Genomic DNA, 26,446 nt, shown 5'->3' on the forward strand with positions numbered 1-26,446 from the left:
GGGTTAGGCGGTGCGGGGCTTGACCAGCGCCGCGGCCCGCTTGGCGCGGGTGCGGGCGACTTCCACGTCGGCATCAAAGGCCAGGGCCACGCCCATGCGGCGCTTCACAAAGCTTTCGGGCTTGCCGAACAGGCGGATGTCGGTGTTGGGCACGCGCAGCGCCTCGGCCACGCCGTCGAAGACGATGCCCAGGGCATCCACACCGCCGTAGATTACCGCGCTGGCGCCGGGCGACTTCAGGGCGGTGTTGACCGGCAGGCCCAGGATGGCGCGGGCGTGCAGCTCGAATTCGTTTTGCCACTGGGTGCACAGCGTGACCATGCCGGTGTCGTGCGGGCGCGGGCTGACTTCGCTGAACCATACCGCGTCGCCCTTCACGAACAGCTCCACGCCAAACAAACCCTGGCCACCCAGGTTGTCCGTCACTGCTTTAGCGATGGCCTGCGAGCGTTGCAGCGCCAGGCTGGGCATGGGATGCGGCTGCCAGCTCTCGACGTAGTCGCCGCTGACCTGGATGTGGCCGATGGGCTCACAGAAATGGGTGTCCACTGCGCCATCGGCCCCCAGGGCGCGCACCGTCAGCAGGGTGATTTCGTAGTCGAAGTCGATAAAGCCTTCGACGATGACGCGTCCGTGGCTGACACGGCCCCCGGCCATCGCCACGTCCCAGGCAGCTTGCACGTCCGCCGGGCCGCTGATCTTGCTCTGGCCCTTGCCCGAGCTGCTCATCACCGGCTTGACCACGCAGGGGTAGCCGGTGGTGGCATCAATGGCGGCCTGCAGCTCGGCCAGCGAATCGCAGAACACGTAGGGGCTGGTCGGCAGGCCCAGCGTCTCGGCGGCCAGGCGGCGGATGCCTTCGCGGTCCATGGTCAGGCGGGCGGCACGGGCGGTGGGGATCACCCGCACCGTGCCGGCGGCCTCCAGTTCTTCCAGCATGGGGGTGGCGATGGCCTCGATTTCGGGCACCACCAGGTGCGGGCGCTCGGCCTCGATCAGGGCTTTGAGCTGGGCCGGGTCGCTCATGGTGATGGTGCGCGCATGGTGGGCCACCTGCTGGCCGGGCGCGTTGGCGTAGCGGTCGACGGCGATGGTTTCGACACCCAGGCGCTGCAGCGCAATCAGCACTTCTTTGCCCAGCTCGCCGGAGCCGAGCAGCATGACTTTGGTTGCAGAGGGGGACAAGGGTGTGCCGAAAGAGCGCATGGTGGGTACCGCGGAAAGCGTAAAGAAGGGGGGCTGGAGGGAGGGAATTTACCGCATGCCCGGCATGGACTTGTGGCCCAATGGCCCGCGGTGCATCCAACCATCTCAAAATAACTCTATGAAGACAACCCATTCCCTGGCGATTGCGGTGCTGCTGGCTACGGCGGGCCTGGCTGCCCAGGCGCAAATCCTGATTGGCCAGACCAGCGGCTTCACCGGGGCCGTGGCGGCTGGTGTCAAGGAGACGCTGGCCGGGGCCATGCTGTACTTTGACCGCGTCAACGCCAAGGGCGGCGTGGGCGGGCAAAAGGTCGAGCTGCTGTCGATGGACGACAAGTTCGAGCCCGCACTGGCCGCCGAGAACGCCCGGGAGCTGATCGAAAAGAAGAATGTGCTGGCCCTGTTTTTGACCCGTGGCACACCGCACACCGAGGCCATCATCCCCTGGCTCAACAAGTACCATGTGCCCCTGGTGGGGCCGTCCACCGGGGCCATGGTGCTGCACCAGCCGGTACAGAAATACATCTTCAATGTGCGCGCCACCTACCAGCACGAGGCCGAAAAAGCCATCACCCACCAGGCCAGCATCGGCCTGTCCAAAATCGCCGTGCTCTACGCCGACGACAGCTTTGGTGCAGACGGTCTGGCCGGGGCGCAAAAGGGTCTGCAAAAGGCCCATCTGGAGGCCGTGGGGCTGTACAAGTTTGACCGCAGCAAGCCGGATTTCGCCAGCCTGGCGCCCGCCATCGTGCAAGCGGGCGCGCAGTCGGTGCTGCTGGTGGCCTCGGGAACCCATGCGGTGGCCGCCATCGAGGCGCTGCGGGCCGCGGGCAGCACGGCGCAGTGCGTGGCCCTGTCCAACAACGCCACGGCGGGGTTTATCACCGCACTTGGTGGCAATGCCCGGGGCGTGATCGTCAGCCAGGTGTTTCCGCAGTCCCAGTCGGTTGCGCTGGTCAAGGAAATGGTGGATGCGGCCCGCGCCAAAGGCTTGGCCGATACCAGCCCGGCCATGCTGGAAGGCTTTGCCGCCGCCAAGGTGCTGGTCGAAGGCCTGCGCCGCGCCGGTCCCCGGCCTACGCGCGAGCGGCTACAGGCCGCGCTGGAGGGCATGGACAAGTTTGACCTGGGCGGCCTGGAGATTGGCTACAGCCCTACCGACCACACCGGGCTGGACTTTGCCGACCTGTCCATCATTGGGCCTGACGGCAAGTTCCGACGCTAGCCCCCAGCCGTTCAGCCGATCAAGCGATGCTGCAGGCCGTATCGAACGGCAGGCGTGGGCCGCGGGGGTAGGGGGTTCCGGCTTCGCCGTAGCCCAGATTGACCAGGAAGTTGGCCTGGAAGCGCCCATCGGGGAAGAACTGCTCGTTCACCTTGGCGGCATCAAAGCCACTCATCGGACCGCAGTCCAGGCCCAGCTGGCGGGCGGCCAGGATCACGTAGGCACCTTGTAGGCTGCTGTTGCGAAAGGCCGTGCCCTCGGCCAGTACGGCGTTGCCTTCGAACATCGGCTTGGCGTTCATGGCTGGAAACTGCTCGGGCAGGTGGTCATAAAAACGGCTGTCCATGGCCACGATGATGGTGACCGGCGCGGCCATGGTTTTGTCGGCATTGCCAGGGGCCAGCGCCAGTTTCAGTTTGGCTTTGGCCTCGGGGCTGCGCACGAACACCAGGCGGGCGGGCTGGCAGTTCATCGACGTAGGCCCCCACTTGGCCAGATCGTAGAGCTGGTGCAGCAGCGCATCGGGCACGGCCTGGTCGGTAAATTTGCTGAAAGTGCGGGCGCTCAGGAAGCTTTGTTCCAGGCTGGCGGTGGGCAAAGGGGTGGACATGAAAACTCCTTGATTACTATCAAAATAAGAGCTGCTAACGTAGGTTTTATATGCGCCAAAAGCTATTTTTATACTAAATATCCGTGGCCGCATCGGGTACTGCCGCGTTCAGCGCATAAAACTCGTGCAGTTTGGCAGCCAGCAGGTGTTTGTCGGGGAGCTGGGTTTGGTACTTGGCGACCAGCGCGGGGGAGAGTGTGCGGCTGAGCGCGTATTCGGCCACCTCACTGTCTTTGGATGCGCACAGCAGCAGGCCGATGGCCGGGTTTTCATGCGGCTTGCGGTGGTCGCGGTCCAGGGCTTCGAGGTAGAAATTGAGTTTGCCCAGGTGCTCGGGTGCAAAGGCGGTGACTTTCAGCTCAATGGCCACTAGACAGTTCAGTCCCCGGTGGAAAAACAGCAAATCCAACGCGAAGTCCTGGTTTCCTACCTGCACCGGGTATTCGGTGCCGACGTAGCAGAAGTCGCGCCCCAGCTCGGTCAGGAAACGCCCCAGGTGCTGCAGTAGTGAACGGTGCAAGTCCTGCTCGGAGTGTTCGGCAGGTAGCCCCAGAAACTCAAGCTGGTAGACATCCTTGAAAAAGCTCTCGGCTTGCGGTTGCAAAACTCTCAACGCTGTTGAGAGTTTTGGCGGGTTGAGTACGGTTCGTTCAAGCAGGGCGCTGTCGATTTGCCGCGCAACCTCGCGCACCGGCCAGCGGTTTTGCGTCGCCATGCGCAGGTAGAACTCGCGTTCTTCGCTGCGTTTTGCGCGGCTGAGGATGTGCAGATGGGACGACCACGGCAAAACTCTCAACAGCGGTGAGAGTTTTGAATCGTTCCGGTAGGTCTCAAAAAACTGGCGCATACGCCAGAGGTTTTGCGGCGAAAAACCGCGCACGCCTGGCTCGCGCTGCGCGATCTACGCGGCCAGTTGTACTACCGTTCCCTTGGCCCAGCCGTCGGCCTCGATCTTGTGGTGCAGGTAGGCACCGATGCGCCAGTACAGGTCGATCAGTTCAGTGTTCACGGCCTGCATCGCCCGTTGGCGCGCCGCATGGATCAGCTGCACCACTTCGGCAAAGGCAGACTCGACCGGTGCAGGGGCGTTGGGCAGCTCATCGTCCATGGGAATTCCAATATTCACTATCAAATTAAGAGCTTTTAGCGTAGGTGGAGTATGCGCTAGAGGCCAATTTTATCTAAATTTACCGCCTGCGTACCCGGCGCTGCGAGTTGCGGGCGTGGGGCAGCCAGCCGTGCCAGTGCCAGCGGGCCCACATCAGCAGGCCGCGCACCCATTCGTCGGCGGCGTAGGCGATGAAGATGCCGGGCAGGCCGAAGCGGTGGCCTAAAAAGTACGAGCCGCAGCCCAGCACCAGGGCAAACGAGCCCAGGCTGGCGGCCACCGGGTAGATCACGTCGCCGGTGGCCCGCAGCGCGCCGGTGATGATGAGGTTGAAGGCGCGGCCGGTCTCCAGCGCTACGGCGATCCACAGCAGGGTTTGGGCGGCGTGGATCACGTGCGGATCTTTGGTGAAGATGTGCATCAGCCAGGGCGCGGCCAGCGCCGCTACCACGGCCATGCCGCCTGAGGCCATGAGCCCGTTGCGGAGGCCTTTGCGCACCAGCGCATGCGCCTGGTTGAACTGGCCACCGCCCACCAGCCGCCCCACCATGATCTCGCAGGCCCAGCCAATCGCCAGGCTGATCAGCAGCACGTAGCGCAGCAGCTGCAAGGTGTAGGCATGGGTGGCCAGCGCCACCACGCCCAGGCGTGCGGCCCCGGCCAGCGACACCATGAAGGCGGCGCGGTAGCCCAGCTCGGCACTGGCGCCCGGCACGCCGATGCGCAGCACCGGCCCCAGCACGCGCCACTGCAGCACCCACCAGTGGCGGGCGGTGGGCACCAGGGCCATGCGTTTGCGCCACAGCACCAGGTGCAGGCCCAGGCCCACGGCGCGGCTGATCACCAGGGCCACCGCAAAGCCGTACAGCCCCAGCCCCTCCCACGGGCCGAAGCCCAGCATCAGCGGCACGGCCAGCGCCAGGTGGGTGCAGTGCATGATGACCATCACCTTGAGCGAGTCGCGGGCATGCAGGTGCGCCCGCAGGATGGAGGCCATGGTGAGGTTGTAGCCGTCCAGCAGCGCGGCCGGGGCCAGCAGTTGCAGGTAGGGGCTGACCAGGGGCAGGATCTCGTCCGGCGCGTTCAGCAGGTCCAGAATCCAGTCGTTGGCCACTACCAGGGCGGACACCACCAGCAAGCCCGCCCAGGTGCACGCGCCCAGGCCCGCCAAAGCCGTGCGCCGGACCTGTTCCACCTGCTGGCCGCCCAGCAGTTGGGTGATCACCACGCCCATGCCGATGGCCAGAACCCTGAAAACGACGTACAGCGTCTCCAGCACCTGGTTGGCCAGCCCCAGGCTGCCCGCTGCGCCGTCCGAGGTGTGCGAGGCCAGCCATAGCCCGGCGATGATGACGGTGTAGCCGAGCAGGAATTCGCCAAAGATGGGGCCAGCGATGGCGTTGAGCCGGGGGCGTTCGGGGAGGTGCATGGGGGTGCAAATGGGGGTACACACACCGGGGGACGCAACGCGCTGCTTAGACGATGGTGTGTAGCCATGATAGAGCAGGCCCCACATCGCGCTGGCACCTGTTGCAAGAAAAATAGCGTGCAAAAAAGGGTGCCTAGGCACCCTTTTTTTGTTTCCCCAAGTAGGAGGAGCTTAGGCTTGCTTTTGACGCTTGCGGGCCACCACCATGCCGACCAGAGCCATGCCGACCAACGGCATCGAGGCGGGCTCGGGCACATGGTTGGTGCTGGCCAGCAGACCCACTTGGCTGAGGCTGGTACCCACATATTCCAAGTAGTCGGTGGTGGCGATATCGGTGATGCCGATGAACATGGAGTGCTCCGTGTCCACCAGGTTGGCGTACTGGAATTCGATGTCGTTGCTGGCTTCGTGCAGGATCATCTGGGCATTGATGCCGCCTTCACTGCCATATTCGCTGCCGCTCCAGTTCAGGATGAATTCGCGGGAACCGGCTGCACCGGAGGACACTGCCGTTACGCTGGTGATCCAGTCCATCCAGCCCAAGGAAATGCTGTTCGACACGCCTGGGGCAGTGCCGCTGCAGCAATAGGATCCCGCATTGCTGGACGAGAAACCCACCAAGCCGTTGGTGGACACCCACAGCGAGTTGTAGTTGGTGCCAAAGAAGTTGAAGCTGAACGGCAAGGCCACATTGGAAGCCGCGTTGTCGTCGCCACTCACGATGCTGGTGGCATCTGCCATATCGCGCTGGTTGTAGCTGGTGGTGGTTCCGGTGTAACCAAAGCTGTCGGTACTGGACCAGGGCGTAGCGGATGCCGAGAAGACTGTCAAAGCCAAAGCCAGCATGCCTAAGAGATTGCGAAATTTCATGGGATTCTTTTGTATGTAGATTTGAAACACTGGGAACTTGTAATAAAAAGCAAGTAATGGGCCGCAAATGTAAGTTATTGTTTTTATTGGGTATTTTAAAAAATACGTAACAAACGAGTAGAAAATTGTAATTAATCCCGACACATCGGACGGAAATAAGTCACACTTTTTTGGCCTTCATTCCGACGTAGGCGCCGTGTCCTCGCGCAACATATCTGCGGCTTTTTCGGCCAGCATGGTGGTGGCCGCGGTGGTATTGGCGCTGACGATGCGCGGCATGACGGACGCATCCACCACCCGCAGCCCGGCCATGCCGTGAACGCGCAGGCGGGCATCCACCACGTCCGCATGCTCTCCATTTCCCCCCGGGCCCATGCGGCAACTGCCCACCGGGTGGTACACCGTGTCGGCGGTTTCGCGCAGCAGCAATTCCAGTTCCACCTCGCTTTGGGCATGGGCGGTTCGCTCGCGGCCGCCCCATGCCGCCAGCGCAGGCTGGGCGCAGATGCGCCGCACCAGTTGGAACCCGCGCCGCAGCCGTTCCATATCTTCCAGCGCGCCCAGGAAGTTGGGGTCGATGCGCGGCGGGGCCAGCGGGTCTTTGCCGTTCAGCCGCACGCTGCCCCGGCTGGCGGGCTGCAGCACGCAAATGTGCACCGAATAGCCATGGCCCCACAGCGTCTTGCGGCCATGGTCGGCCAGTTGAGCGGGCACAAAGTGCAGTTGCAGGTCGGGCTGGGGCTCGTCCGGCTGGCTTTTGAGGAAGCCCCCGGCCTCGGCCAGGTTGCTGGTCAGCAGGCCGGTGCGGTCGCGCCGCCAGTCCCGCACGCCCTGGGCAATGTGGGCGATACCGGTGGGCGAAATGCCCCATAAATCCTTGGCCTGTGGGGCTTTCACCACCTGCACCACGTCCACATGGTCGTGCAGGTGCTGGCCCACACCAGGCAGGTGGTGCACCGTGGCGATGCCGTTGGCCAGCAATTGCGCGTGGTCGCCAATGCCCGATAGCATCAGCAGCTGCGGCGACTGCAAGGCCCCGGCGCACAGCAGCACCTCGCCCTGGGTGCGCAACTGTTTCAGCAGGCCGTCTTGCATGAATTCCACGCCCACGGCGCGGCGGTTCTGGGTGAGGATGCGGGTGGTATGCGCGCCGGTAAACACCTGCAAATTGGGCCGCGCCAGGTGGGGCGTGAGGTAGGCCTTGGCCGCGCTACAGCGTTCGCCGTCTTTTTGCATCACCTGGTACAGGCCCACGCCCTCCTGGCGGGCGCCGTTGAAGTCGGCATTGGCGGCAAACCCGGCCTGCACCGCGGCCTGCACAAAGGCGTGGCTGGCGGGGTGGGGGCTTTGCAGGTCGGTCACCTGCAGCGGGCCGTCGGCCCCGTGCCAGGCATCTGCGCCCCGGCGATTGCCCTCGGCCTTTTTAAAGTACGGCAGTACATCCGCATAGCCCCAGCCAGGGTTGCCCTGGGCCGCCCAAAAGTCAAAGTCGCCGGGCTGGCCGCGCGTGTAGACCATGGCGTTGATGGAGCTGCTGCCGCCCAGCACCCGCCCCCGGGGCTGGTAGCCGCAGCGCCCGTTCAGCCCCGGCTGCGGCACGGTGGCAAAGCGCCACTGCGCCTGGCCGGTGCGGGCCAGCAGCGCGATGCCCGAAGGGCACTGCACCAGGGCGCTGTGGTCGCTGGGGCCGGATTCGAGCAGGGCGACGTGGATCGCCGGGTCTTCGCTCAGCCGCCCGGCCAGCACGCAGCCCGCTGCGCCGCCGCCAATGATGAGGTAGTCGAACATAAGGGATGTTTATGATGAATGCTGCACTGCAACCGAACTATCTTTTTCCAATGGGGAGTTTTCTATGAGCGGCATTTTGACAATCAACACCGTCGGCATTGTCGGCGCGGGCACCATGGGCAATGGCATCGCGCAAACCTGTGCGGCGGCGGGCCTGCAGGTGGTGATGGTAGACATCAGCGAAGAGGCGGTCGCCAAGGGCCTGGCCACCATCGCAGGCAGCCTGGACCGGCTGATCAAGAAAGACAAACTTACCGCCGAAGACAAGGCTGCCATCCTGGGCCGCATCCAGGGCTCCACCCAATACAGCGATTTCACCAGCGCCCAGTTGGTCATCGAAGCCGCCACCGAAAACTACGCCCTCAAGGTCAAGATCGTGCAACAGCTCGACGCGCTGCTGGCCCCCGAGGTGCTGATTGCCTCTAACACCTCGTCCATCTCCATCACCAAGCTGGCGGCGGTGACGAAACGGGCCGACCGCTGCATCGGCATGCACTTCTTCAACCCCGTGCCGCTGATGGCGCTGGTGGAGATCATCCGCGGCCTGCAAACCAGCGATGCCACCCACGATGCCGTGCACGCCATGGCCGCCGTGCTGGGCAAGACCCCCATCACCGTCAAGAATGGCCCCGGCTTCGTGGTCAATCGCATCCTGATGCCGATGGTGAACGAAGCGCTGTTCGTGCTGGCCGAGGGCGTGGCCACGCCAGAAGACATCGACGCCGGCATGAAGCTGGGCTGCAACCAGCCCATCGGCCCACTGGCCCTGGCCGACATGATTGGCCTGGACGTGTGCCTGGCGGTGATGGAAGTGTTTTTGACCGAATTTGGCGACAGCAAATACCGCCCCTGCCCGCTGCTCAAAGAGCTGGTGGCCGCAGGCCGCCTGGGCCGCAAGACGGGGCAGGGCATCTACACCTACTAAGCCAACAGGCGACGCACTTCGGTGCGTTATAAATTAAGTTGTGCAAAATATAATTGCACGCTATAATTCAACCCATGCCAACGAAAATCCTCACCATCGACGACATGCTCAAGCTGGACAATCAGCTCTGCTTTGCGCTGTATTCCGCCTCGTTGGCCATGACCAAGTTGTACAAGCCGCTGCTCAAAAACCTGGGCATGACTTACCCGCAGTACCTGGCGATGCTGGCGCTGTGGGAGCGCGACGGCCTGATGGTGTCCGAGCTGGGCGAACGCCTGTCGCTGGACTCCGGCACGCTGACCCCGCTGCTCAAGCGCATGGAAGCCGCAGGCTGGATCAGCCGCCTGCGCGATGCGAAGGACGAGCGCCGGGTGTTCATCACCCTGACACCTGCAGGCCGCAACCTCAAGACCGAAGCGGCCAAAGTACCGCCGTGCATCCTCAGCGCCACCCAGTGCACGCTGCCCGAAATCATCACACTCACGCAGCAAGTCCAGGCACTGCGTGGGCGTTTAACCACCGCCTGATACTTTTTTCAACCCGCCCCACCGGGGCATTTTTCCTAGGAACCATCATGGTCAAGAAGCTCGAAAAAGTCGTTTACACCGCCCACGCCCACACCACCGGCGGCCGCGAAGGTGCCTCCAAGTCGGACGACGGCGCGCTGAGCGTTACCCTGTCTACCCCCAAGGTCATGGGCGGCGCAGGCGGCTCCGGCACCAACCCCGAGCAGTTGTTTGCTGCCGGCTACTCGGCTTGTTTCATGGGTGCCATGAAGGCCGTGAGCGGCAAGCTGAAGATCGCCGTGCCCGCTGATGCCTCCATTGACGCGTCTGTGTCCTTTGGTCCGATCGAGAACAACGCCTACGGCATCGCCGTGAAGATGGAAATCCACCTGCCCGGCCTGAGCGCTGAGCAGTCCAAAGAACTGGTTGCGGCGGCCCACCACGTGTGCCCTTATTCCAACGCCACCCGTGACCAGATCGAAGTGGATCTGGTCATTGCGTAATTAGCGCACCTCCAGGCTACAGCGCTACGCGTCTTTCGCCCCACCCCCTTGCAGGGGGCAACACCTGCAGCCTGGCAAAGCCAGTTCTGCGGTGTTCACGAAGGGGCTTTACTGCGCTCGCCTAGGGGGATGCTTTTATTGCCCGCGCCATTTGCTTGGCGCGGGCGTTTTGTTTTGGAGCGACGACAATCGCTCCATGTCTTTCCCTTCTGATTCCTCCGGCTCCTCTGCTATTTCCCACGACTACCAGGCCCTGACCCCCGACGTGGTGATGGACGCGCTGGCCAGTGTTGGCCTGTTTGGCGATGGCCGCCTGATGGCCCTCAGCTCTTATGAAAACCGGGTCTACCAGGCGCACCTGGAAGACGGCAGCGTGGTGGTGGCCAAGTTCTACCGGCCTGGGCGCTGGAGCCACGCGCAGATTCTGGAAGAACACAGCTTCGCCGCCGAACTCATGGCCGCCGAGATTCCCGCCGTCGGCCCGCTGGTGCTGGAAGGGGCCACGCTGCACAACTTCGCTGGATTCGCCTTTAGCGTCAGCCCCAGCCGGGGTGGCCGCGCGCCCGAGCTGGACGACTTCGAGGTGCTGGAGTGGATTGGCCGCTTCCTGGCCCGCATCCACACCGTGGGGGCCAAACACGCGTTTGTGCACCGCCCGGCGCTGGACCTGCAAAGCTTTGGCCTGCATTCGCGCGACTGGCTGGTAAAGCACGAGATCGTGCCGCTGGACGTGCAAGGCCCGTGGCAAAAGGCCTGCACTGAAGCTCTCGATTTGATAGCTGCTAGCGTATTACCGAAAAGCGCTGGAGACCTAAAAGACCCTCAAATCAAAACCCTGCGCCTGCACGGCGACTGCCACCCTGGCAACATCCTCTGGACCCCCACCGACCGTCCCGGCGGTGGCCCGCACTTTGTCGACCTAGACGATGCCCGCACCGGCCCGGCCGTGCAAGACCTGTGGATGCTGCTGAGTGGCGACCGCGCCCAGCGCACCGGCCAGCTCAGTGGCCTGGTGGATGGCTACGAACAATTCCGCAGCTTCGACCGCCGCGAACTGGCCCTGATCGAACCGCTGCGCACCCTGCGCCTCATCCACTACAGCGCCTGGCTGGCCCGGCGCTGGAGCGACCCGACCTTCCCGGTCAACTTTCCGTGGTTTGGCAGCAGCGACTACTGGGTGGGCCAGGTCAACATGCTGACGGAGCAAATCGAAGCCATGCAGGAAGAGCCGTTGTACGTATGACGGCGGTATTGTTGCAACGCGCAGGCATTGCGTGGCCCCCGACTTGGGCCGACGCGCTGCACCTGGGTGAATACCTGTCCTACCGCGTCGGGGTCTATCTGGTGCTCAATGTGTTGGAAGACCCGGCCTGGCTGGCCTGGGCGTTCTGCTGAGTCTCGAACCTCGACGCTACCGGAAACATATGCTGTAACGCATCCCTTACCCGGGCCAGGCGCGGGTCGTGGGGCAGGGCATCGTCGGTGGTGTCGTTGATGCAGAAGAAGGCCAGTTGGCCGTTGCGAGCCACCAGTTGGTCCAGGTCGTCCGTGGTGTCGGCATCGCTGGTGCACAGGTACTGGTGGGCGTACTCGCGCAACTGTGCGTAGCCGTGGGCCAGGGCCCAGCGCAGCACAAAGTCGGAGACGATGGCGGGCTTGTCCCAGGCGCGGAACACGGTGGAGCGCACCCGGGAAAACATGTCGGGCGCCACCTGCTCCAGCGTGGCCAGCAGCGATTTGCACATCGGCCGCGGCGCGTGTGCAAAGGTGCGAAAGGTGTGCTGGTAACCGGGCACCGGGTGGGCACGCAGCCACTGGTTGGAGCGGCGGCAGGCGTTGTCCAGCGCGGTGGCATCGGGGCGCAGTGGCTCGTCGCTGACCAGCGGCTCGTCGGACCAGGCCACGCACACGCCACCGGGCCAGAACCAGTCGTCCAACACCACCGGCGCGCCAAAAAACACATCGTCGTTCAGGTAAAAGTAGCGCTCCGACAGGCTGGGAATGCGGTGGATATATGACTCGATATGGCCGGAATCGAAGGTGGGCAGGTTGCTGGCTGGGATCAGGTCGCGGTGGTCCACCACGCTGATGCCGGGCACGGCTGCCAGCCAGGCCGGGGTTTGCGCGTCGGTCACCACGTAAATGTGGCCATGGTTGGGGAAGAATCGCTCCAGCGCACGCAGGCTGTAGCGCAGCTCGTCGTTATCGCGAAAGCGCCCTTCGACGTTGGCGTAGGCGGCCATGCGGGTGCTGGCGTGCAGCGTGGCGGCGGCCTGCTGGCGCTTGGCGCGCCACGCCGGGTCGTTACCGTCGACCCACAGGTAGACGATGTCGATAGGGCTGGCGGAAGGGGGCGCTAGGTTGGAGTGCAACCGCACATGATAGCGGTATTTGGTGGGCGTACACACCCGCTGCACACTCCTGCGTGTGCAGAAACTTGCGACAGAAAGCCGCTAAGGCAGGGCCGCAGTGTCATACTTCCACGAGAGACATTTCTTCCCACTGATGGACCTATGGCCGACCCTGACCCGCGCACGTCGTTGCCTAATTTACACGCCCTGCTGGCCCAGCGCGGTGCCTTGCCGCCTGCCGAGGCGGTGGCGCTGGCGCTGGACCTGTTGGATGCCCTGCTGGCCGCCCATGCCGCCGGGCGGCCCCACGGCCCACCCACCACCGCCAACGTGCTGGTGGATGCCACCGGCCGGGCGCACCTGGCGAACTCGGCCGACTTCACCGACACCGCATTCGCGTCTGCCGCCCTGCCGCAGGACGATGTGGGTGCCGTGGGCCATGTGCTGGAAGCCATGCTGGCAGGCCCGCACGGTACCGGTGCGGATATGGATGCCGATCTGCAGGCCATCGTGGACCAGGCCCGGGCCCCGGATGCCCAGCGCACCCCCAGCCTGCAGGCGCTGCGCCGCGCCTTGTCGCAATGGGCCGACAGCACGCTGCATGCGCCGCTGACCGCTTTGCCCGGCACCCCCGGCACCGCGGCCAACGGCAGCCTGGACGCGCTGATGGCCCGCATGCGCTACAAGAGCGACTTCCCCGCCATGTCCGACTCGGTAGTGCGTATCCAGGGTATGGCCAGCTCGGAAACCGAGAGCATCGCCAGCTTTACCAACGAAATTTTGAAAGACGTGGCGCTAACCAACAAGCTGCTGCGCCTGGTCAACAGCGCCCACTTCGCGGCCCGGGGTGGCAGCATCAACACCGTGTCGCGGGCGGTCAGCCTGGTGGGTTTTAACGGCGTGCGCAATATGGCGTTGAGCCTGGTGCTGCTGGAGCACATGCGCGACAAGGCCCATGCCCACCTGATCAAGGACGAATTCTTGCGCGCCCTGATGGCGGGCTCGATTGCGGTGGAACTGTGCGTCGAGGCGCATGAGAACGAAGAGGCCTTTATCGCCGCCATGTTCCAGAACCTGGGCCGCATGCTGGCCGAGTTCTACTTTGCCGACGAAGCCCGGGCGGTGCGCCACCTGGTGGCCTCCAGCTACAAACCGCAGTCTGAAGCCCGTGCCTCTGCCAGCGTGCTGGGAGTGGACTTTGAAACCCTGGGCCTGGGCGTGGCCAAAGCCTGGGGCCTACCCGAAGCCATCCAGCACAGCATGCGCAGGCCGCGTGGCGAGCCGCCGCTGCGCCCGCCGGTGCAGGCTGCCGAGCGGCTGCGCTGGATTGCCCTGGTGGCCAACGACATGGCCGACATCCTGTTGCGCGCCCCGCCCCGCGAGCTGGAGCTGCGCCTGGCGCAAGAGGCCGGGCTGTACGCCAAAACCCTGGGCATCCGCCCCCAGCAGGTGCGCCAGGCCACCGCGGCGGCGCGCAAAAAACTGATCGACATGGCCGGTGCCATGGAGCTCAATGTGCTGGAGGGCTCGGCCGCTGCCCAGTTGCTGCAACACCCCGACGAAGATATCGCCGCCCACCCCGCCCCCATCACCGAAAAGGCCGACCCGCCGGATGCATTGGCACCGCTGGCCCTGCAAGCCACGCCAGCGCCGGTGCCCGACAAAGGCCAGCCCGTCGCCGTGGTGGTGCCCAGCGTGGCCGATATGCTGTCGGCCGGCATCCAGGACATCAGCCAGGCCATGGTGGAAGACTTCAAGCTCAGCGACGTGTTGCGCATGATCCTGGAAACCATGTTCCGTGCCATGGCCTTCCAGCGCGTGGTGTTTTGCCTGCGCGACCCCAAGGCCGAGGCGCTGACCGGGCGCTTTGGCCTGGGCGCAGGTGTGGAGGGGGTCGGCAGCATCGACACCGTGGTCAAAGCCTTCCACATCACCCTCAAGGCCAGCAGCCTGGACCTGTTCAGCACCGTGTGCCTCAAAGGCGTGGACACCATGATCAGCGATGCCACCGAGCCGCGCATCGCCCAGCGCCTGCCCACCTGGTACCGCAGCCACGTCCACGCGCCTACCTTCTTGCTGCTGCCCCTGGTCATCAAGGGCAAGCCTTTCGGCCTGGTCTACGCCGACAAGGCCGAGAAAGGCGTGCTACCGCTGGACGAGCAAGAGCTGGCACTGCTGCGCACTCTGCGCAACCAAGCCATCATTGCCTTCCGGCAATCCGTGTAATTAGGCTCTCCCCCAGACTACAGTGCCGCGCAATTTCCGCGATGTTGTTGGACGGGGTGTTTTTTGCATAAATTTATAGTATTTTAGGGCGTTAGCGCATATTCCATATGCGCTAGTAGCTATGAATTAAGTAGCGGATACGCTTTCGCTATTTGTTGGGTAACCCAGTCGCCATCGTCCAACGGCAGGTCGTGTCCGGCTGAGGGATGTACCTGCAAACCACATTGCCACTGCCGGGCCAGGGCTTGCGAGCAGGCGACCGACACCAACTGGTCTTGCGCGCTGGCCAGCAGCAGGGTCGGGGTGGCTATGACCTTGGGGGCCCGGTAGCGGGCGGCGGCCAGCAGCTGGCGCAGGGCGTTGGCGCGGGTGACGGGGTGCTGTGCGCGCAGGGCCCGCCATAGCGGCAGTACGGCATCCTGCCCGCCATTGCTGGTGATGCGCAGGATGTTGCGCTCCCAGTTCTCGGGGCTTGCGCCGATCAGTGCCAGCCGCAGCAGCAGTGCGTAGTGGCGGGGCCGCAGCCGCTGGTAGAACGGGCTGAACGGGCGCAGGCTGGTGTTGATCAGCACCTGTGCCGCCACCTCGTGCGGGTGCGCTGCCGACCACGCTACCGCCACCATCGCGCCCAGCGACATGCCCAGCAGGTGGTAGGGCGGCGGCAGCCAGCGGCGGTCCAGCTCGGCGCGGCAGTGGGCCACCATGTCTGGCACCCGTGTGGGGCTGGCTTGCAGGTGCAGGCGACCGTTGCCGGGCAGGTCCAGCGCCACCACCTCGCAGCCGGGCAGGGCCTGTGCAAACTGGTCCGCGAACGCGCCCCAATGGCCGCTCGCGCGCGTCAGGCCGCGCAGCAGAATCCAGGTGGGCACGGGTGTCACGGACGGCTCCCGTACCAGTGGTGGCTGGCTTGGGCGTGGTGGTAGGTGCGCATGTCTTCGGCGGGTAGCCACAGCTTGTGCCCATGCGCGGCGCGGGCCAGAAAGTCCAGCAGCGACTGGTGCTGGCGCAGCACACGCTGCTGGCGGTGGGCGATCAGCGGGTTGAAGATGCCGTGGCGCGAGAACAATTGGCGCGGGTTCTTCTTCACCCACAGCCAGGAGCCCATCTCCAGCGTCAGCGGCAAAAAGATGCGCTCGGGCTGCGCACTGGCCTGCCGGTACAGGTAGTCCCACAGGTCGCCGTGTGCCAGGTACTGCAGGCTTTGCGGCTCAAAGATGTAGCGGTAGTGGCTGTGCGAGGCGGTGAAGATGTTTTTCAGCGCGTGCATCTCGGCCAGGTGGGCAATCGGCGTGCGGGTGTGGGCATAGGGAAACCACAGCCGGTCGCTGCTGCCAAAGCCCGAATGGCAGTCCACCGACAGGCTGAAGGCGCGCGACAGCAATTCGGCCTGCACCACCGCGCATACGGCCTGGTTTTCAGCCTCCATGGCCGCGCCAAACGCCCCGCGGTACCAGGGCAGCCGCGCGCTCAGCCGCTGCCCGCCGACCATAAACGGCACCGGCTCGCGCGCATCCACCGGCGCGTTGCGCATCAGGTCCACCCCCTGTGGATTGGCGCGCGTGCCCAGCGCCATGCCGCCGGGATTGACGATGGGCATGAACACCAGGCGTACGGATTCCAGCTGGCGGTGCAGCGCGCTGTCCCAGGCCAGCCGCTCCACCAGGCTGTGCAGGTAGGCGATCACCACGCCCGCGCCGATGCGCTCCAGCCCGTGCACCCCGCCAAAGTAGCCCACGGCGGGCACGTCCAGCGAAGGATTGCCCAGGGTGATGCAGCGCAGCGGGTAGCGGCCGCCGCCGGGCAGGTCCACGCTGCACACGGTGTGTGCCTGCAGGTGGCTGCCGCCCAGGGCGATGGTGCGCTCCAGCGCGTCCAGCTCGGGCAGTTCAAAGGGGGATGGGTGGGGCACGCTGGGCAGCATAGCCATGCGGGCGGCGCTGCGGGGGCTAATCTGGCGCGCTGAATGGCTATTGCACACGGTCACGCGGCTGTCACGTTACCGGTTTAGGGTGGGCGCTCAGTTTGTCAAAGGAGCCCATCATGGTCTTGTTACGCAAAGCGGCGGTGATGCTCTCGGTCATGCGCCTGGTGGCGCTGCCGGCCTGCCTGGTTTGGGGCATTTGGGAACTGTGTGCCTTGCAGCGGGCGCGCTGGCAGCAGCGAAAATTTATGCATTAAATCGGGCGCTAGCGCAGGCGCTATCTTCGCTATTCGCTATGTAATAAATAGCAAATACGGCTACCGGCCTGGCCGTGCCTGCTGCGGGTCGTAAATGGTGGTGCTGGTGCCCACCCCCACGCCAACCGAGCTGCAAGCCCCCAGCAACACAGACGCGGCCACCACGCCCACCACCCCCCAACTCTTATGCCCCATCGGGAATCTCTGGCTCCACCAGTTGCGCCAGCATGCCCAGCGATTCCTGCCAGCCCAGGGTGCAAAACTCCACCGGAATCACCGCCGGAATCCCTTCCTGCACGATGTTCAGCTCGGTACCGCAGGCGACCTGGCGAAACGTCACCGTAACCTGCATCTCGCCTGGCAGATTGGGATCGTCAAACGTGTCGGTGTAGCGGATCTGCGTGTGCGGCGTGAGTTCGGTGAAGGTGCCGCCAAACGAATGGCTGCTGCCGGTGCCGAAGTTGGTAAACGACATGCGAAAGCTGCCGCCCACCCGCTCCTCCGAGTGGTGCATCTTGGCCGTAAACCCATGCGGCGGCAGCCACTTGACCCGTGCATCGGGATCGAGAAAGGCCCGGTAGACCCGCTCGGGCGGCGCGCGCAGGACGCGGTGGAGGCGGACGGTGCCGGTGGGGTTGGGGGTGGTCATGAACGGGCTCCTATGCAGGCAACACCGCCATTCTCCGGGGAAACAGGGTCGGGCTGCTGTAACAATTAGCGCCAGTCGTCGCCAGGGATGGCGCGTTTCATGAACTCGTCGAACATGGGCACAGTGAAAGCTGTGTCCCCATGGTTGGGGCTCCACACCATACCCTTGCCGATGAGCGAGCTGCGCGTGGGAGCCAGTGACGACACGTCGGCCTTGTAGCAGGTTGCGATGTCGCCCGACCGGTGCGGCCCCTCTCCCAACTCGGCCATGGCGCGGAGGTACTTTTTCTCTTTGGGGGTCAGTCGGTCAAAGCGAACCCGAAAAAAGCTCTCGTCCAAGGCTGCGATGGCCGTGATCGATGCCACGGCGACCGCATCCACTCCAATCGGAGATGTCTGCGAGGCCTGCCAGGTGTGGCTGCCCCATTGCTGCAAAAAGTAGGCATAACCCCGGGTGACTTGCAGTATCTGGCCCAAAGCCTCGGGCGTGATGTTTACGCCTTCATCGTGCAGCGGTTTTTCGATCGCAAGACTTGCGGCTTCCGATGACAGCGGCCCAATAGTCGGAAAGTCAAACAGCCGCTCCGCATAGGACTTGGCATTGCCCATCTGCCCGCGCAATTGCGGCAGGCCCGCACCGATCAGCACCACCGGCAGCTTGCGTTGCTCGGTGCGGTGCATGGCCGTGATCAGCGCCGCCAACTGCGGCTCTTCCACGTACTGCAATTCATCAATGAAGATAGCCAACGCCGTGCCCGCTGCCTTGGCAGCCAAGCCGACTTGTTCGAACAAGGCTTGCAGGTCATGCTCCAGGTCGCCGTTGTCGGCCAGGCCGGGTTCAGGCTCGTAATCAAGCCCTACTTCGATATCGTTAAAAGTTACTTTCAGCTTGCTGGCAAAACCCGCCAGGGCCCGCAGCCCGCGCACCGCAAACTCTTTTGCCGCAGCAACCTGGCTCAGGCGCAAAAGCGCTTGGCGCAGTTGTGGGGCCAACAGCGCGGGCAAAGAGCGCCCTTCTGGCGCTTCAATACGAACGGTGTGGATGCCTGCGACCTCCGCGTCTTCGCGCACGCGGTCCAGCAACACCGTCTTGCCCACGCCGCGCAGCCCAACCAGCATGGCGCTTTTGGCCGGTCGCCCAATCTTCGCCCGCTCCAGCGTAATGCGCAGCGATTCGCGCAAAGCATCACGACCTGCCAACTCGGGAGGAGGGGTGCCCGCACCGGGGGCAAACGGATTGCGAATGGGGTCCATGGACTTAGTTTATAGAGATGTTTTGGAAATTACAATAATTTGGTAGTTTATGAAAGTTATATCAGAAATTGCATCCTCGCTGGGTGCTCTGAAACTCAACTGCATGGGTGGTGGAACCGGACTTCCATGTTTACTGCAGGGGGGCGGCGTACTGGACGAAAGCGTCTTTTGCGGCAATAGGCTTGGCGGTGCCTTGGTCCACTTCGTCCAGTCGACAAATGCAAAATCAGAGTTGACTTTGCAGTACCTTGGTTGTGGTTACCGGATAACCGTTCTGCAACGCTGTCCCACTGTATGCAGTGTTGGTGACCTGCTTTACGACGATCGCCGTGCTTGCGTCACGCCAAGTCGTAATCGCCTCGGTGTGCGTCGTCCCAGTCGAATTAGTCCAAGTCAAGGTGCTCTGCAGTTTAATGGTCGAATATGTCCCGGCAGGTACGGTTACCGACTCGACACCGACGACAGACCCCGTCTGTGCGAACAGCTGGGTCGTCGTTCCACACGTACGGGAGTAGTTCAGCGTCCATGTTTTTCCGATAAATAACGAATAGTCTGCGCCCTCGGCATGCGGTGCAAACGCACAACTGACCGGGGCTCCGTTGGCAGACGTATAGGAACTCGCAAGAGTCTGTCCCGACGTATTTACAGTCAGAGACTCGGTGGTTATCGAGTACGTCGTTCCGTTGACGGTAATTGAATTGCCACTCGGATCATTATGGACGGCGACGTATGACCCCTCAGCGGCAACCGAGGTAACCGTGTCCCGGAAAGTTTGGTTGATTGTGTTGTTTGAGTTGTCCAGAGTGGTGTACGCGTAGATTCGCACGGAGTTCACCTTCGGCGTGACGAAGCTGTACGTTGCGGTCGAGCCTCCGTCCCCTCCGCAACCCGCGATCAAGGTGGCTACGAATGCAATACTCCAAACCTTAGATATCGTCATTTTCAATCCTGTAGTACTGGTACGCTCCGGCCAAGCCGAGCACGTTGAAGTTATAAATTAGCCACAAAACATTGCGGTGTTTCCGTGCCGATTCTAGCTACCGCGTTCACGCAAAAATAGATGATGCTTTGGGCTACCGCAATAACGGCGCTGTCATCACTCCTGCATTCTCCACCAGCAAAAAGCCCCGCCAGTCTCACAACTGCGGGGCTCTTCAATAGCACAAGTGCTATGAATTAAATAGCTGCCAGCGTAGGTGAAACATACGCCAGAGCCACTTTTCGCTCAAATCCACTTACACCAGCAAGGCATTCACCCGCTTGACGTAAGCCGCCGGATCGGCTGGCAAACCGCCTTCGGCCAGCAGCGCCTGGTCAAACAAGATGTGCGCCAAATCGTTGAAGTGCACCGAGCCCTCCAGTTTCTTCACCAGGGCGTGCTCGGCGTTGACTTCCAGCACCGGCTTGACTTCGGGGGCGGTCTGGCCGGCTTGCTTGAGCATGCGGGCGAGCTGGGTGCTCATGCCGTCGTCTTGCACCACCAGGCAGGCGGGGCTGTCGACCAGGCGGGTGGTGACGCGCACGTCTTCGGCCTTGTCTTTCAGGGCTTCTTTCAGCTTGGCCAGCAGGGGTTTGAAAGTTTCGGCAGCGGCTTCGGCGGCTTTCTTTTCGTCTTCGTCGAGCAGCTTGCCCAGATCCACCGCACCCTTGGCGACGGACTGCATCGGCGTGCCGTCGAAGTCTTGCAGGTAGTTCAGCGCCCATTCGTCCACGCGGTCGGTCATCAACAGCACTTCGATGCCCTTTTTCTTGAAGACTTCGAGCTGCGGGCTGTTCTTGGCGGCGGCGGCGTTGTCGGCGGTGATGTAGTAGATGGCTTCCTGGCCTTCTTTCATGCGCGCCTTGTACTCCGCCAGCGACACGGTGGTGGTGTCGGTGGTGTTGCTGGCAAAGCGCAGCAGCTTGGCCAGGCGGTCGCGGTTGGCGAAGTCTTCGCCCAGGCCTTCTTTGAGCACCGCGCCGAATTCGGCATAGAACTGGCTGTACTTGCCGACCAGGGCCTTGTCTTCGTCGCTGATGACATCGGTGACATCGCCGGTGGCTTCAGGCAGCGCGTTGTGCTTGGCCAAATCTTCCAGCATGCCCAGCACGCGCTTGGTGCAGCCTTCGCGGATGGCTTTGACATCGCGGCTTTCCTGCAGCAGCTCGCGGCTCACGTTCAGCGGCAGATCGGCGGAATCGACCACGCCCTTGACGAAGCGCAGGTAGCTGGGCAGCAGGGCTTCGGCATCGTCCATGATGAAGACGCGCTTCACGTACAGCTTCAAGCCGCCCTTTTTGTCGCGGTTCCACAGGTCTTGCGGTGCCTTGCCAGGAACAAACAGCAGCTGGGTGTATTCGGTGCTGCCTTCGACGCGGTTGTGGGTGTGGGCCAGCGGGGCTTCGAAGTCGTGGCTGATCTGCTTGTAGAAGTCGTCGTACTGTTCCTGGCTGATGTCTTTCTTGGCACGGGCCCAGATGGCGCTGGCTTTGTTGACGGTTTCCCATTCGCCGGTGTTGACCATGCCACCGGGTTGGCGGCCGCCAGCCTCATCCTCGGGGTTGATCAGGTCGCCGTCTTTCCACTCTTCCTTTTCCATCAGGATGGGCAGGCTGATGTGGTCGGAGTATTTGCCGATGATGGACTTGAGCTTCCAGGCGGATGCGTAGTCGAGTGCGTCGTCGCGCAGATGCAGGATGACGCTGGTGCCGCGCTTTTCGCGGGTGATGCCTTCGACTTCGAACGCGCCGCCACCGCTGGCACCGCCGTCGCTGGACCAGCGCACGCCTTCATTCGCAGGCGTACCGGCACGGCGGGATTCGACGGTGATGCGGTCGGCCACGATGAAGCCAGAGTAAAAGCCCACGCCGAACTGGCCGATGAGCTGGGAGTCGGCCTTTTGGTCGCCCGACATCTTGCTGACGAAGTCCTTGGTGCCGCTCTTGGCGATGGTGCCCAGGTTGTCGATGGCTTCCTGCTGCGTCAGGCCGATGCCGTTGTCGGTGATAGTCAGGGTTTTGGCATCCTTGTCGAAGGCCACGCGGACTTCGAGGTTGGGCGCATCTTCGTACAGCGCGGGGTTGCCGATGGCCTCAAAGCGCAGCTTGTCGCACGCGTCGGAGGCGTTGGACACCAACTCACGCATGAAAATTTCCTTATTGGAATACAGCGCGTGGGTGACGAGGTGCAGCAGTTGGGCCACTTCGGCCTGGAAGGAAAGCGTTTGCTTGGTCATGTTCGTGTGGTTGTAGGTGTCAAAAAGAGGTGTCGGCGGCTCTCTGTGGCAGAGGCGACCGGGCAAGCTTCAATTATGGCCGGGCGGGCCGATTGCAAGTCCCATGTTGGCGACGTTGTCAATGAACTTTTGAATTTGTAAATGGCTGTTACAAAACACCGATTAAAAAACAAGCGATTGTGCGCATTAATTGTCTGTGTCACACCCCCCTGCGACGATGATGGCTGCCGCCTTTCCGGGCGTGGGTATCGGCCTGCTGGGCGTGTCGCTGGCCTTTGGCCTGACGGTGGTGACGGGTGCGTACGCCCTGGGACCCATCTCGGGCGGCCACTTCAACCCCGCGGTGTCGATCGGTCTGGCCGTGGGCAAGCGCTTCCCCGCGTCGGGTCTGCCGGGCTACATCATTTCGCAGGTGCTGGGCGCTTGCGCGGCAGCGGGCGTGCTGTACCTGATCGTCTCGGGCAAGGCCGACTTTGATGCGGCCAAGGCTTTCACCGGTGCCGGTGCATTCGCTACCAATGGTTTTGGTGTCAACTCCCCCGGCGGGTTCAGCATGCAGTCGGTGCTGATCTGCGAAGTGGTGATGACCGCCATCTTCCTGATCGTGATTCTGGGTTCTACCGCCAAGCGCGCTGCCGGTGCCTTTGGTGGCCTGAGCATCGGCCTGTGCCTGACCCTCATCCACCTGGTGTCCATCCCCGTGTCCAACACCTCGGTGAACCCCGCCCGTAGCACCGGCCCCGCGCTGTTTGTGCCCGGTGCCATGGGTGATTTGTGGCTGTTCTGGGTGGCCCCCATCGTGGGCGCTATCCTCGGTGCAGTCATTTACAACGTGCTGCTCAGCGACGAGTAATTTTTAAGCTTTTTAGGCCGCTAGCGCATATGGAATATGCGCTAGTAGCTACTAAAAGCATAGTGTCCAAAAAGCCGCGATCCGTCGCGGCTTTTTTGTGTGCGTCAGGTTTTACGGGCGGCACGCAAGGCCACCAGCCCGGCGATCACCACGATGGCCCCGCCCAGCACCGTGGTGGCGCGCGGCACCTCGTGGAAGAACAGGTAACCCCAGGTGGGAGCCCACAGCATGCCGGTGTACTCGAACGGCGTGACGATGCTGGCGCGGGCCATGCGGTAGGCGCTGGTGAGAAACAACGTGCCCACAGCGGCCACCACGCCGCAGACCGCCATCAGCATGCCGTCCAGCACGGCGGGCTGCACCCAGGGGCGCACCAGGAACGACAAGCTGGGGTGCTCGGCCCGCACAATGCCCAGCTGGTGCAAAACCAAGGCGGTAACCAAGGCACCCACCAGAAAAAACGCATTCTGGTGGAACGACATCACCGACGCGGCCTGGCTGGTACCCAGCCTGCGTGCCATCAGCATGGAGCTGCTGTACATGGCCGCCGACAGCAATGACAGCAGCGCGGCGGGCTCAAACAGGCCGCTGCCGGGCTGCAGCATCACCATCACCCCGGCAAAGCCCACCACCACCGCCAGCCAGACTTTCCAGCTGGATTTTTCGCCCAGAAACGGCCCGGCCAGCGCGGTGACGAACAAGGGCACGGTGAAATACAGCGCCACCGCATCGGCCAGCGGCAACGCCGGAAACGCCATGTAGTAGGCCGTGTAAGAGACAAACAAAATCAGCGCGCGCAGAGCCAGGATGCCCCAGCGGGACGTGAACAGGGCCCGCCAACCTACCTCGTGCTGCACCAGGGCCAGCAGTACCGGCACCCCGACCAGCGAGCGGATGGCCACCACCTCGGTGAGTGGATAGGCCCCGCTGACCTGCTTGATGATCGCGTCCTGCAGCGAGAACACGAGAACGCCCAGGCACAAACACAAGATGCCGCGCGCGGTGTGGTTTTGCATAAAAAAACGGATGAAAAAAAGGGCCGGACTTGGCAGCCCGGCCCTTGGGGTCTAGAGGCTGCGGGTCAGGCGGTTGCCGAGGCCCGTTCGGCCAGCACGCCGTCCAGCCAGTCCACCCGCATTTCCGGCACGGCAGTGATCAGCTTGCGAGTGTAGGGGTGCTCGGGGTTGTGGAAGATCTTATCGGTCTGGTCAAACGCCACAAACTGGCCTTGCAGCATCACCGCCGTACGGTGGGCGATGCGGTGCACAACGTCCAGGTCGTGGGTGATCAGCACATACGACAGGCCCAGCTCGGACTGCAGCTTGCGCAGCAGCTTGAGGATTTCCTCGGCCACCAGCGGGTCGAGTGCCGAAGTGGGCTCGTCCAGGATGATCAGCTCAGGCTTGGCGGCCAGGGCGCGGGCAATGCATACGCGCTGCTTTTGCCCACCCGACAACTGGCCGGGGCGGCGCTGCAAAAACTCTACCGGCAACTCCACCAGCGCCATCAGCTCCTTAGCGCGCTCCAGCACGGCCTGGCGGCCCAGGCCAAAGTAGAACTGCACCGGGCGGCCCACGATGTCCAGCAGGTTGTGCCGGGGGTTGATGGCCACGTCGGGGATCTGGTAGACCAACTGGATGCGGCGCTTGAGCTCTTTGTCGCGGGCCTTGAGTGCGCGCGGCAAGGCCTTGCCCTGGAAGATGATTTCGCCGCTTTTGGGCGGCAGCAGCCCGGTGACGATGCGCGCCAGGGTGGATTTGCCCGAGCCGGATTCGCCCACCACGGCCACGGTTTCACCGCCTTTGACATCCAGCGACACGCCTTTGACCACATGGAAATCGCCGTAGAAAGCGTGGCAGTCTTTGATAGACAGCACGGTTTCCGGCTTGACGGTGGCCTCGTTGGCGCGCTCGCTGGCCGCGGCACCGCGCACGGCCACCAGCCGGGCGGTGTAGTCCTGGTTGGCGTGGCTCAGGATTTGCTGGGTTTCGCCTTCTTCCACCTCTTTGCCGTGGCGCAGCACCTTGATGCGGTCGGCCACCTGGGCCACCACGGCCAGGTCGTGGGTGATGTAGAGCGCGGCGGTGTTGTACTGTTTGATCAGCGATTTGAGCAGGATCAGCACCTCGATCTGGGTGGTTACGTCGAGCGCGGTGGTGGGTTCGTCCAACACCAGCACGTCGGGGCGGCACGACATGGCCATGGCCGCCATGGCGCGCTGCAACTGGCCGCCCGAGGCCTGGTGCGGGTAGCGGGCCCCAAAGGTGTCGGGGTTGGGCAGGTCCAGCGATTTGAAGAGCTGGCGCGCCCAGGCCTCGGCCTCGGTGCGGGTCATCAGCTTATGCAGCAGCGGAGCCTCGCAGACCTGGTCCATCAGGGTGTGGACCGGGTTGAAGGCCGCCGAGGCCGACTGGGCGATGTAGGCCACGCGTTTGCCGCGCACGCTGCGCCGACCTTCGGCGTTGAGGGCGCGGATGTTCACCCCGTCCAGAATGATTTCGCCCCCGGCAATGTGCACCCCGGCGCGGGCGTAGCACATGCTGGACAGGCCGATGGTGGATTTACCGGCCCCGCTCTCGCCAATCAGGCCCAGCACCTCGCCCTTGCGCAGGTTGAGGTCTACGTTGTCCACGATGGCGTTGCCCGCCAGGCTCTCCAGGCGCAGCCCTTTGATTTGCAGAATGATCTTTTCGTCCATGGTGAAACCGTCTTTCTTAAAGTTCTGCTTGTGCACCGGAGGGGCGTGCGTCCATGGACAACATCCAGTCCACCACCAGGTTCACCGACACGGTGAGCAGCGCAATGGTGGCGGCGGGGTAGATCGGGGCCATCATCCCGAAGTTGATGGCGGCGGCATTTTCACGCACCATGCCACCCAGGTCGGCGTACGGCGGCTGGATGCCCAGGCCCAGGAACGACAGCCCGGCGATGAACAAAAAGTTGAAGCAAAAGCGCAGGCCAAACTCCGACACCAGCGGTGCCCAGGCGTTGGGCAAAATCTCGCGGCTGATGATCCACCACAGGCCTTCGCCCCGCAGGCGCGCAGCTTCCACGTATTCCATCACCGACAAATTCATGCCTAACGCCCGCGCCAGGCGGAACACGCGGGTGGAGTCCAGCACGGCGATGGTCAAAATCAGCACCGGGATGCTGGAGCCAAACACACCCAACACGATGAGTGCAAAGATCAGGCCGGGAATCGACAGCATCACATCTACCAGGCGGCTGAAAAACACATCCACCCAGCCGCCCACCACAGCGCTGACGAAGCCCAGCACGATGCCGATAAAGAATGACAGCAGGGTGATGGCCAGGGCCACGCCAATCGTCATGCGTGTGCCGTACAGAATGCGGGTGAACATGTCGCGCCCGATCTGGTCGCCGCCCAGCCACATGGTCTTGGAGGGCTCGGCCCAGGTCTCGCCGATGTTGGCCGACTGGGCATACGGGGCCAGCCAGGGGGTAAACAGGGCGACGAAGATGAATAGCGCCACCACGGTCAGGCCAAACCAGGCCGACAGGGTGGGTTTTTGTCCGAAGAGTTTCATGGG

25 protein-coding genes and 1 pseudogene are annotated in these 26,446 nt (G+C 63.3%); 9 read left to right on the top strand and 17 right to left on the bottom strand.

The window, feature by feature from the left end; genetic code table 11:
• Nucleotides 1-3: 3 nt before the first annotated feature.
• Nucleotides 4-1,206, bottom strand: coding sequence for a formate-dependent phosphoribosylglycinamide formyltransferase (purT, locus tag Q0T48_RS10655; protein WP_295956077.1), 1,203 nt, complete (start codon nucleotides 1,204-1,206; stop codon nucleotides 4-6).
• Nucleotides 1,207-1,324: 118 nt separating this feature from the next.
• Here purT and Q0T48_RS10660 point away from each other — a divergent pair, with 118 nt between their 5' ends.
• Nucleotides 1,325-2,431 (top strand): ABC transporter substrate-binding protein, encoded by a 1,107-nt coding sequence (locus Q0T48_RS10660; RefSeq protein WP_295956078.1) that lies wholly within the window; start codon nucleotides 1,325-1,327, stop codon nucleotides 2,429-2,431.
• Between the two features lie 19 nt (nucleotides 2,432-2,450).
• On the opposite strand, the gene Q0T48_RS10665 is transcribed toward Q0T48_RS10660, so the two are convergent.
• The 6 genes and pseudogenes from Q0T48_RS10665 to Q0T48_RS10690 form a co-directional block, all read right to left on the bottom strand.
• Nucleotides 2,451-3,041, bottom strand: a complete 591-nt coding sequence (locus Q0T48_RS10665; protein ID WP_295956080.1) for a malonic semialdehyde reductase — start codon at nucleotides 3,039-3,041, stop codon at nucleotides 2,451-2,453.
• Nucleotides 3,042-3,114: 73 nt separating this feature from the next.
• Nucleotides 3,115-3,654, bottom strand: coding sequence for a PDDEXK nuclease domain-containing protein (locus tag Q0T48_RS10670; RefSeq protein ID WP_295956170.1), 540 nt, complete (start codon nucleotides 3,652-3,654; stop codon nucleotides 3,115-3,117).
• Nucleotides 3,655-3,699: 45 nt separating this feature from the next.
• Nucleotides 3,700-4,149, bottom strand: a pseudogene (locus Q0T48_RS10675) (DUF1016 N-terminal domain-containing protein); the annotation flags it as partial.
• 79 nt (nucleotides 4,150-4,228) lie between these two features.
• On the bottom strand, nucleotides 4,229-5,578 hold the full coding sequence (locus Q0T48_RS10680; protein ID WP_295956082.1) for an MATE family efflux transporter: 1,350 nt from the start codon (nucleotides 5,576-5,578) through the stop codon (nucleotides 4,229-4,231).
• A 171-nt stretch (nucleotides 5,579-5,749) separates the two neighbouring features.
• On the bottom strand, nucleotides 5,750-6,448 hold the full coding sequence (locus Q0T48_RS10685; protein WP_295956084.1) for a PEP-CTERM sorting domain-containing protein: 699 nt from the start codon (nucleotides 6,446-6,448) through the stop codon (nucleotides 5,750-5,752).
• Between the two features lie 177 nt (nucleotides 6,449-6,625).
• On the bottom strand, nucleotides 6,626-8,236 hold the full coding sequence (locus Q0T48_RS10690; protein WP_295956086.1) for a GMC family oxidoreductase N-terminal domain-containing protein: 1,611 nt from the start codon (nucleotides 8,234-8,236) through the stop codon (nucleotides 6,626-6,628).
• A gap of 76 nt (nucleotides 8,237-8,312) precedes the next feature.
• Here Q0T48_RS10690 and Q0T48_RS10695 point away from each other — a divergent pair, with 76 nt between their 5' ends.
• The 5 genes from Q0T48_RS10695 to Q0T48_RS10715 all read left to right on the top strand — a co-directional run bounded on the left by Q0T48_RS10695 (nucleotide 8,313) and on the right by Q0T48_RS10715 (nucleotide 11,565).
• Nucleotides 8,313-9,161, top strand: a complete 849-nt coding sequence (locus tag Q0T48_RS10695; protein ID WP_295956173.1) for a 3-hydroxybutyryl-CoA dehydrogenase — start codon at nucleotides 8,313-8,315, stop codon at nucleotides 9,159-9,161.
• Nucleotides 9,162-9,235: 74 nt separating this feature from the next.
• Nucleotides 9,236-9,688, top strand: a complete 453-nt coding sequence (locus Q0T48_RS10700; protein WP_295956088.1) for a MarR family transcriptional regulator — start codon at nucleotides 9,236-9,238, stop codon at nucleotides 9,686-9,688.
• A 47-nt stretch (nucleotides 9,689-9,735) separates the two neighbouring features.
• On the top strand, nucleotides 9,736-10,170 hold the full coding sequence (locus Q0T48_RS10705) for an organic hydroperoxide resistance protein (RefSeq protein WP_295956090.1): 435 nt from the start codon (nucleotides 9,736-9,738) through the stop codon (nucleotides 10,168-10,170).
• A gap of 196 nt (nucleotides 10,171-10,366) precedes the next feature.
• A complete protein-coding gene (locus Q0T48_RS10710) occupies nucleotides 10,367-11,413 on the top strand; it encodes a serine/threonine protein kinase (RefSeq protein WP_295956091.1) in 1,047 nt (348 codons plus the stop codon).
• Entirely contained in the window at nucleotides 11,410-11,565 is a 156-nt protein-coding gene (locus tag Q0T48_RS10715; RefSeq protein ID WP_295956094.1) for a hypothetical protein, read from the top strand. Before Q0T48_RS10710 ends, Q0T48_RS10715 begins: the two co-directional genes overlap by 4 nt.
• Here Q0T48_RS10715 and Q0T48_RS10720 read toward each other — a convergent pair.
• Nucleotides 11,508-12,548 (bottom strand): Stealth CR1 domain-containing protein, encoded by a 1,041-nt coding sequence (locus tag Q0T48_RS10720; RefSeq protein WP_295956096.1) that lies wholly within the window; start codon nucleotides 12,546-12,548, stop codon nucleotides 11,508-11,510. The two genes, Q0T48_RS10715 and Q0T48_RS10720, sit on opposite strands and share 58 nt — an antisense overlap.
• A gap of 135 nt (nucleotides 12,549-12,683) precedes the next feature.
• Here Q0T48_RS10720 and Q0T48_RS10725 point away from each other — a divergent pair, with 135 nt between their 5' ends.
• Nucleotides 12,684-14,747, top strand: coding sequence for an HDOD domain-containing protein (locus Q0T48_RS10725; RefSeq protein ID WP_295956098.1), 2,064 nt, complete (start codon nucleotides 12,684-12,686; stop codon nucleotides 14,745-14,747).
• Nucleotides 14,748-14,866: 119 nt separating this feature from the next.
• Here Q0T48_RS10725 and Q0T48_RS10730 read toward each other — a convergent pair whose 3' ends face one another.
• Nucleotides 14,867-15,625 carry an alpha/beta hydrolase gene (locus Q0T48_RS10730; RefSeq protein WP_366887951.1) on the bottom strand — a complete coding sequence of 253 codons (759 nt, stop codon included), beginning with the start codon at nucleotides 15,623-15,625 and terminating at the stop codon, nucleotides 14,867-14,869.
• Nucleotides 15,622-16,674: a M14 family zinc carboxypeptidase gene (locus Q0T48_RS10735; protein WP_295956101.1), complete on the bottom strand. Its 1,053-nt coding sequence runs from the start codon at nucleotides 16,672-16,674 to the stop codon at nucleotides 15,622-15,624. Before Q0T48_RS10735 ends, Q0T48_RS10730 begins: the two co-directional genes overlap by 4 nt.
• Nucleotides 16,675-16,787: 113 nt before the next feature.
• Here Q0T48_RS10735 and Q0T48_RS10740 point away from each other — a divergent pair, with 113 nt between their 5' ends.
• Nucleotides 16,788-16,925, top strand: coding sequence for a hypothetical protein (locus tag Q0T48_RS10740; protein ID WP_295956103.1), 138 nt, complete (start codon nucleotides 16,788-16,790; stop codon nucleotides 16,923-16,925).
• A gap of 60 nt (nucleotides 16,926-16,985) precedes the next feature.
• Here the strand turns inward: Q0T48_RS10740 and Q0T48_RS10745 are convergent, their stop codons facing one another.
• The 4 genes from Q0T48_RS10745 to htpG all read right to left on the bottom strand — a co-directional run bounded on the left by Q0T48_RS10745 (nucleotide 16,986) and on the right by htpG (nucleotide 22,042).
• Nucleotides 16,986-17,120, bottom strand: coding sequence for a hypothetical protein (locus Q0T48_RS10745; RefSeq protein WP_295956105.1), 135 nt, complete (start codon nucleotides 17,118-17,120; stop codon nucleotides 16,986-16,988).
• Nucleotides 17,110-17,574 carry an SRPBCC family protein gene (locus Q0T48_RS10750; protein ID WP_295956106.1) on the bottom strand — a complete coding sequence of 155 codons (465 nt, stop codon included), beginning with the start codon at nucleotides 17,572-17,574 and terminating at the stop codon, nucleotides 17,110-17,112. Before Q0T48_RS10750 ends, Q0T48_RS10745 begins: the two co-directional genes overlap by 11 nt.
• Before the next feature lie 65 nt (nucleotides 17,575-17,639).
• Complete coding sequence (locus Q0T48_RS10755; protein ID WP_295956108.1) at nucleotides 17,640-18,827, bottom strand: ATP-binding protein; 1,188 nt, start codon at nucleotides 18,825-18,827, stop codon at nucleotides 17,640-17,642.
• Between the two features lie 1,235 nt (nucleotides 18,828-20,062).
• A complete protein-coding gene (htpG, locus tag Q0T48_RS10760) occupies nucleotides 20,063-22,042 on the bottom strand; it encodes a molecular chaperone HtpG (RefSeq protein ID WP_295956110.1) in 1,980 nt (659 codons plus the stop codon).
• A 217-nt stretch (nucleotides 22,043-22,259) separates the two neighbouring features.
• Between htpG and aqpZ the strand changes: the two genes are divergently transcribed.
• Nucleotides 22,260-22,895, top strand: coding sequence for an aquaporin Z (aqpZ, locus tag Q0T48_RS10765; protein ID WP_295956112.1), 636 nt, complete (start codon nucleotides 22,260-22,262; stop codon nucleotides 22,893-22,895).
• A gap of 104 nt (nucleotides 22,896-22,999) precedes the next feature.
• On the opposite strand, the gene Q0T48_RS10770 is transcribed toward aqpZ, so the two are convergent.
• From Q0T48_RS10770 to Q0T48_RS10780, 3 genes are all read right to left on the bottom strand, one after another.
• A complete protein-coding gene (locus tag Q0T48_RS10770) occupies nucleotides 23,000-23,911 on the bottom strand; it encodes a DMT family transporter (protein ID WP_295956114.1) in 912 nt (303 codons plus the stop codon).
• 65 nt (nucleotides 23,912-23,976) lie between these two features.
• A complete protein-coding gene (locus Q0T48_RS10775; protein ID WP_295956116.1) occupies nucleotides 23,977-25,593 on the bottom strand; it encodes an ABC transporter ATP-binding protein in 1,617 nt (538 codons plus the stop codon).
• Between the two features lie 16 nt (nucleotides 25,594-25,609).
• Nucleotides 25,610-26,443: an ABC transporter permease gene (locus Q0T48_RS10780; RefSeq protein ID WP_295956118.1), complete on the bottom strand. Its 834-nt coding sequence runs from the start codon at nucleotides 26,441-26,443 to the stop codon at nucleotides 25,610-25,612.
• Nucleotides 26,444-26,446: the final 3 nt, after the last annotated feature.

Origin of the sequence: Rhodoferax sp., assembly GCF_025354435.1 — a bacterium.
Lineage (GTDB): Bacteria > Pseudomonadota > Gammaproteobacteria > Burkholderiales > Burkholderiaceae_C > Rhodoferax_B.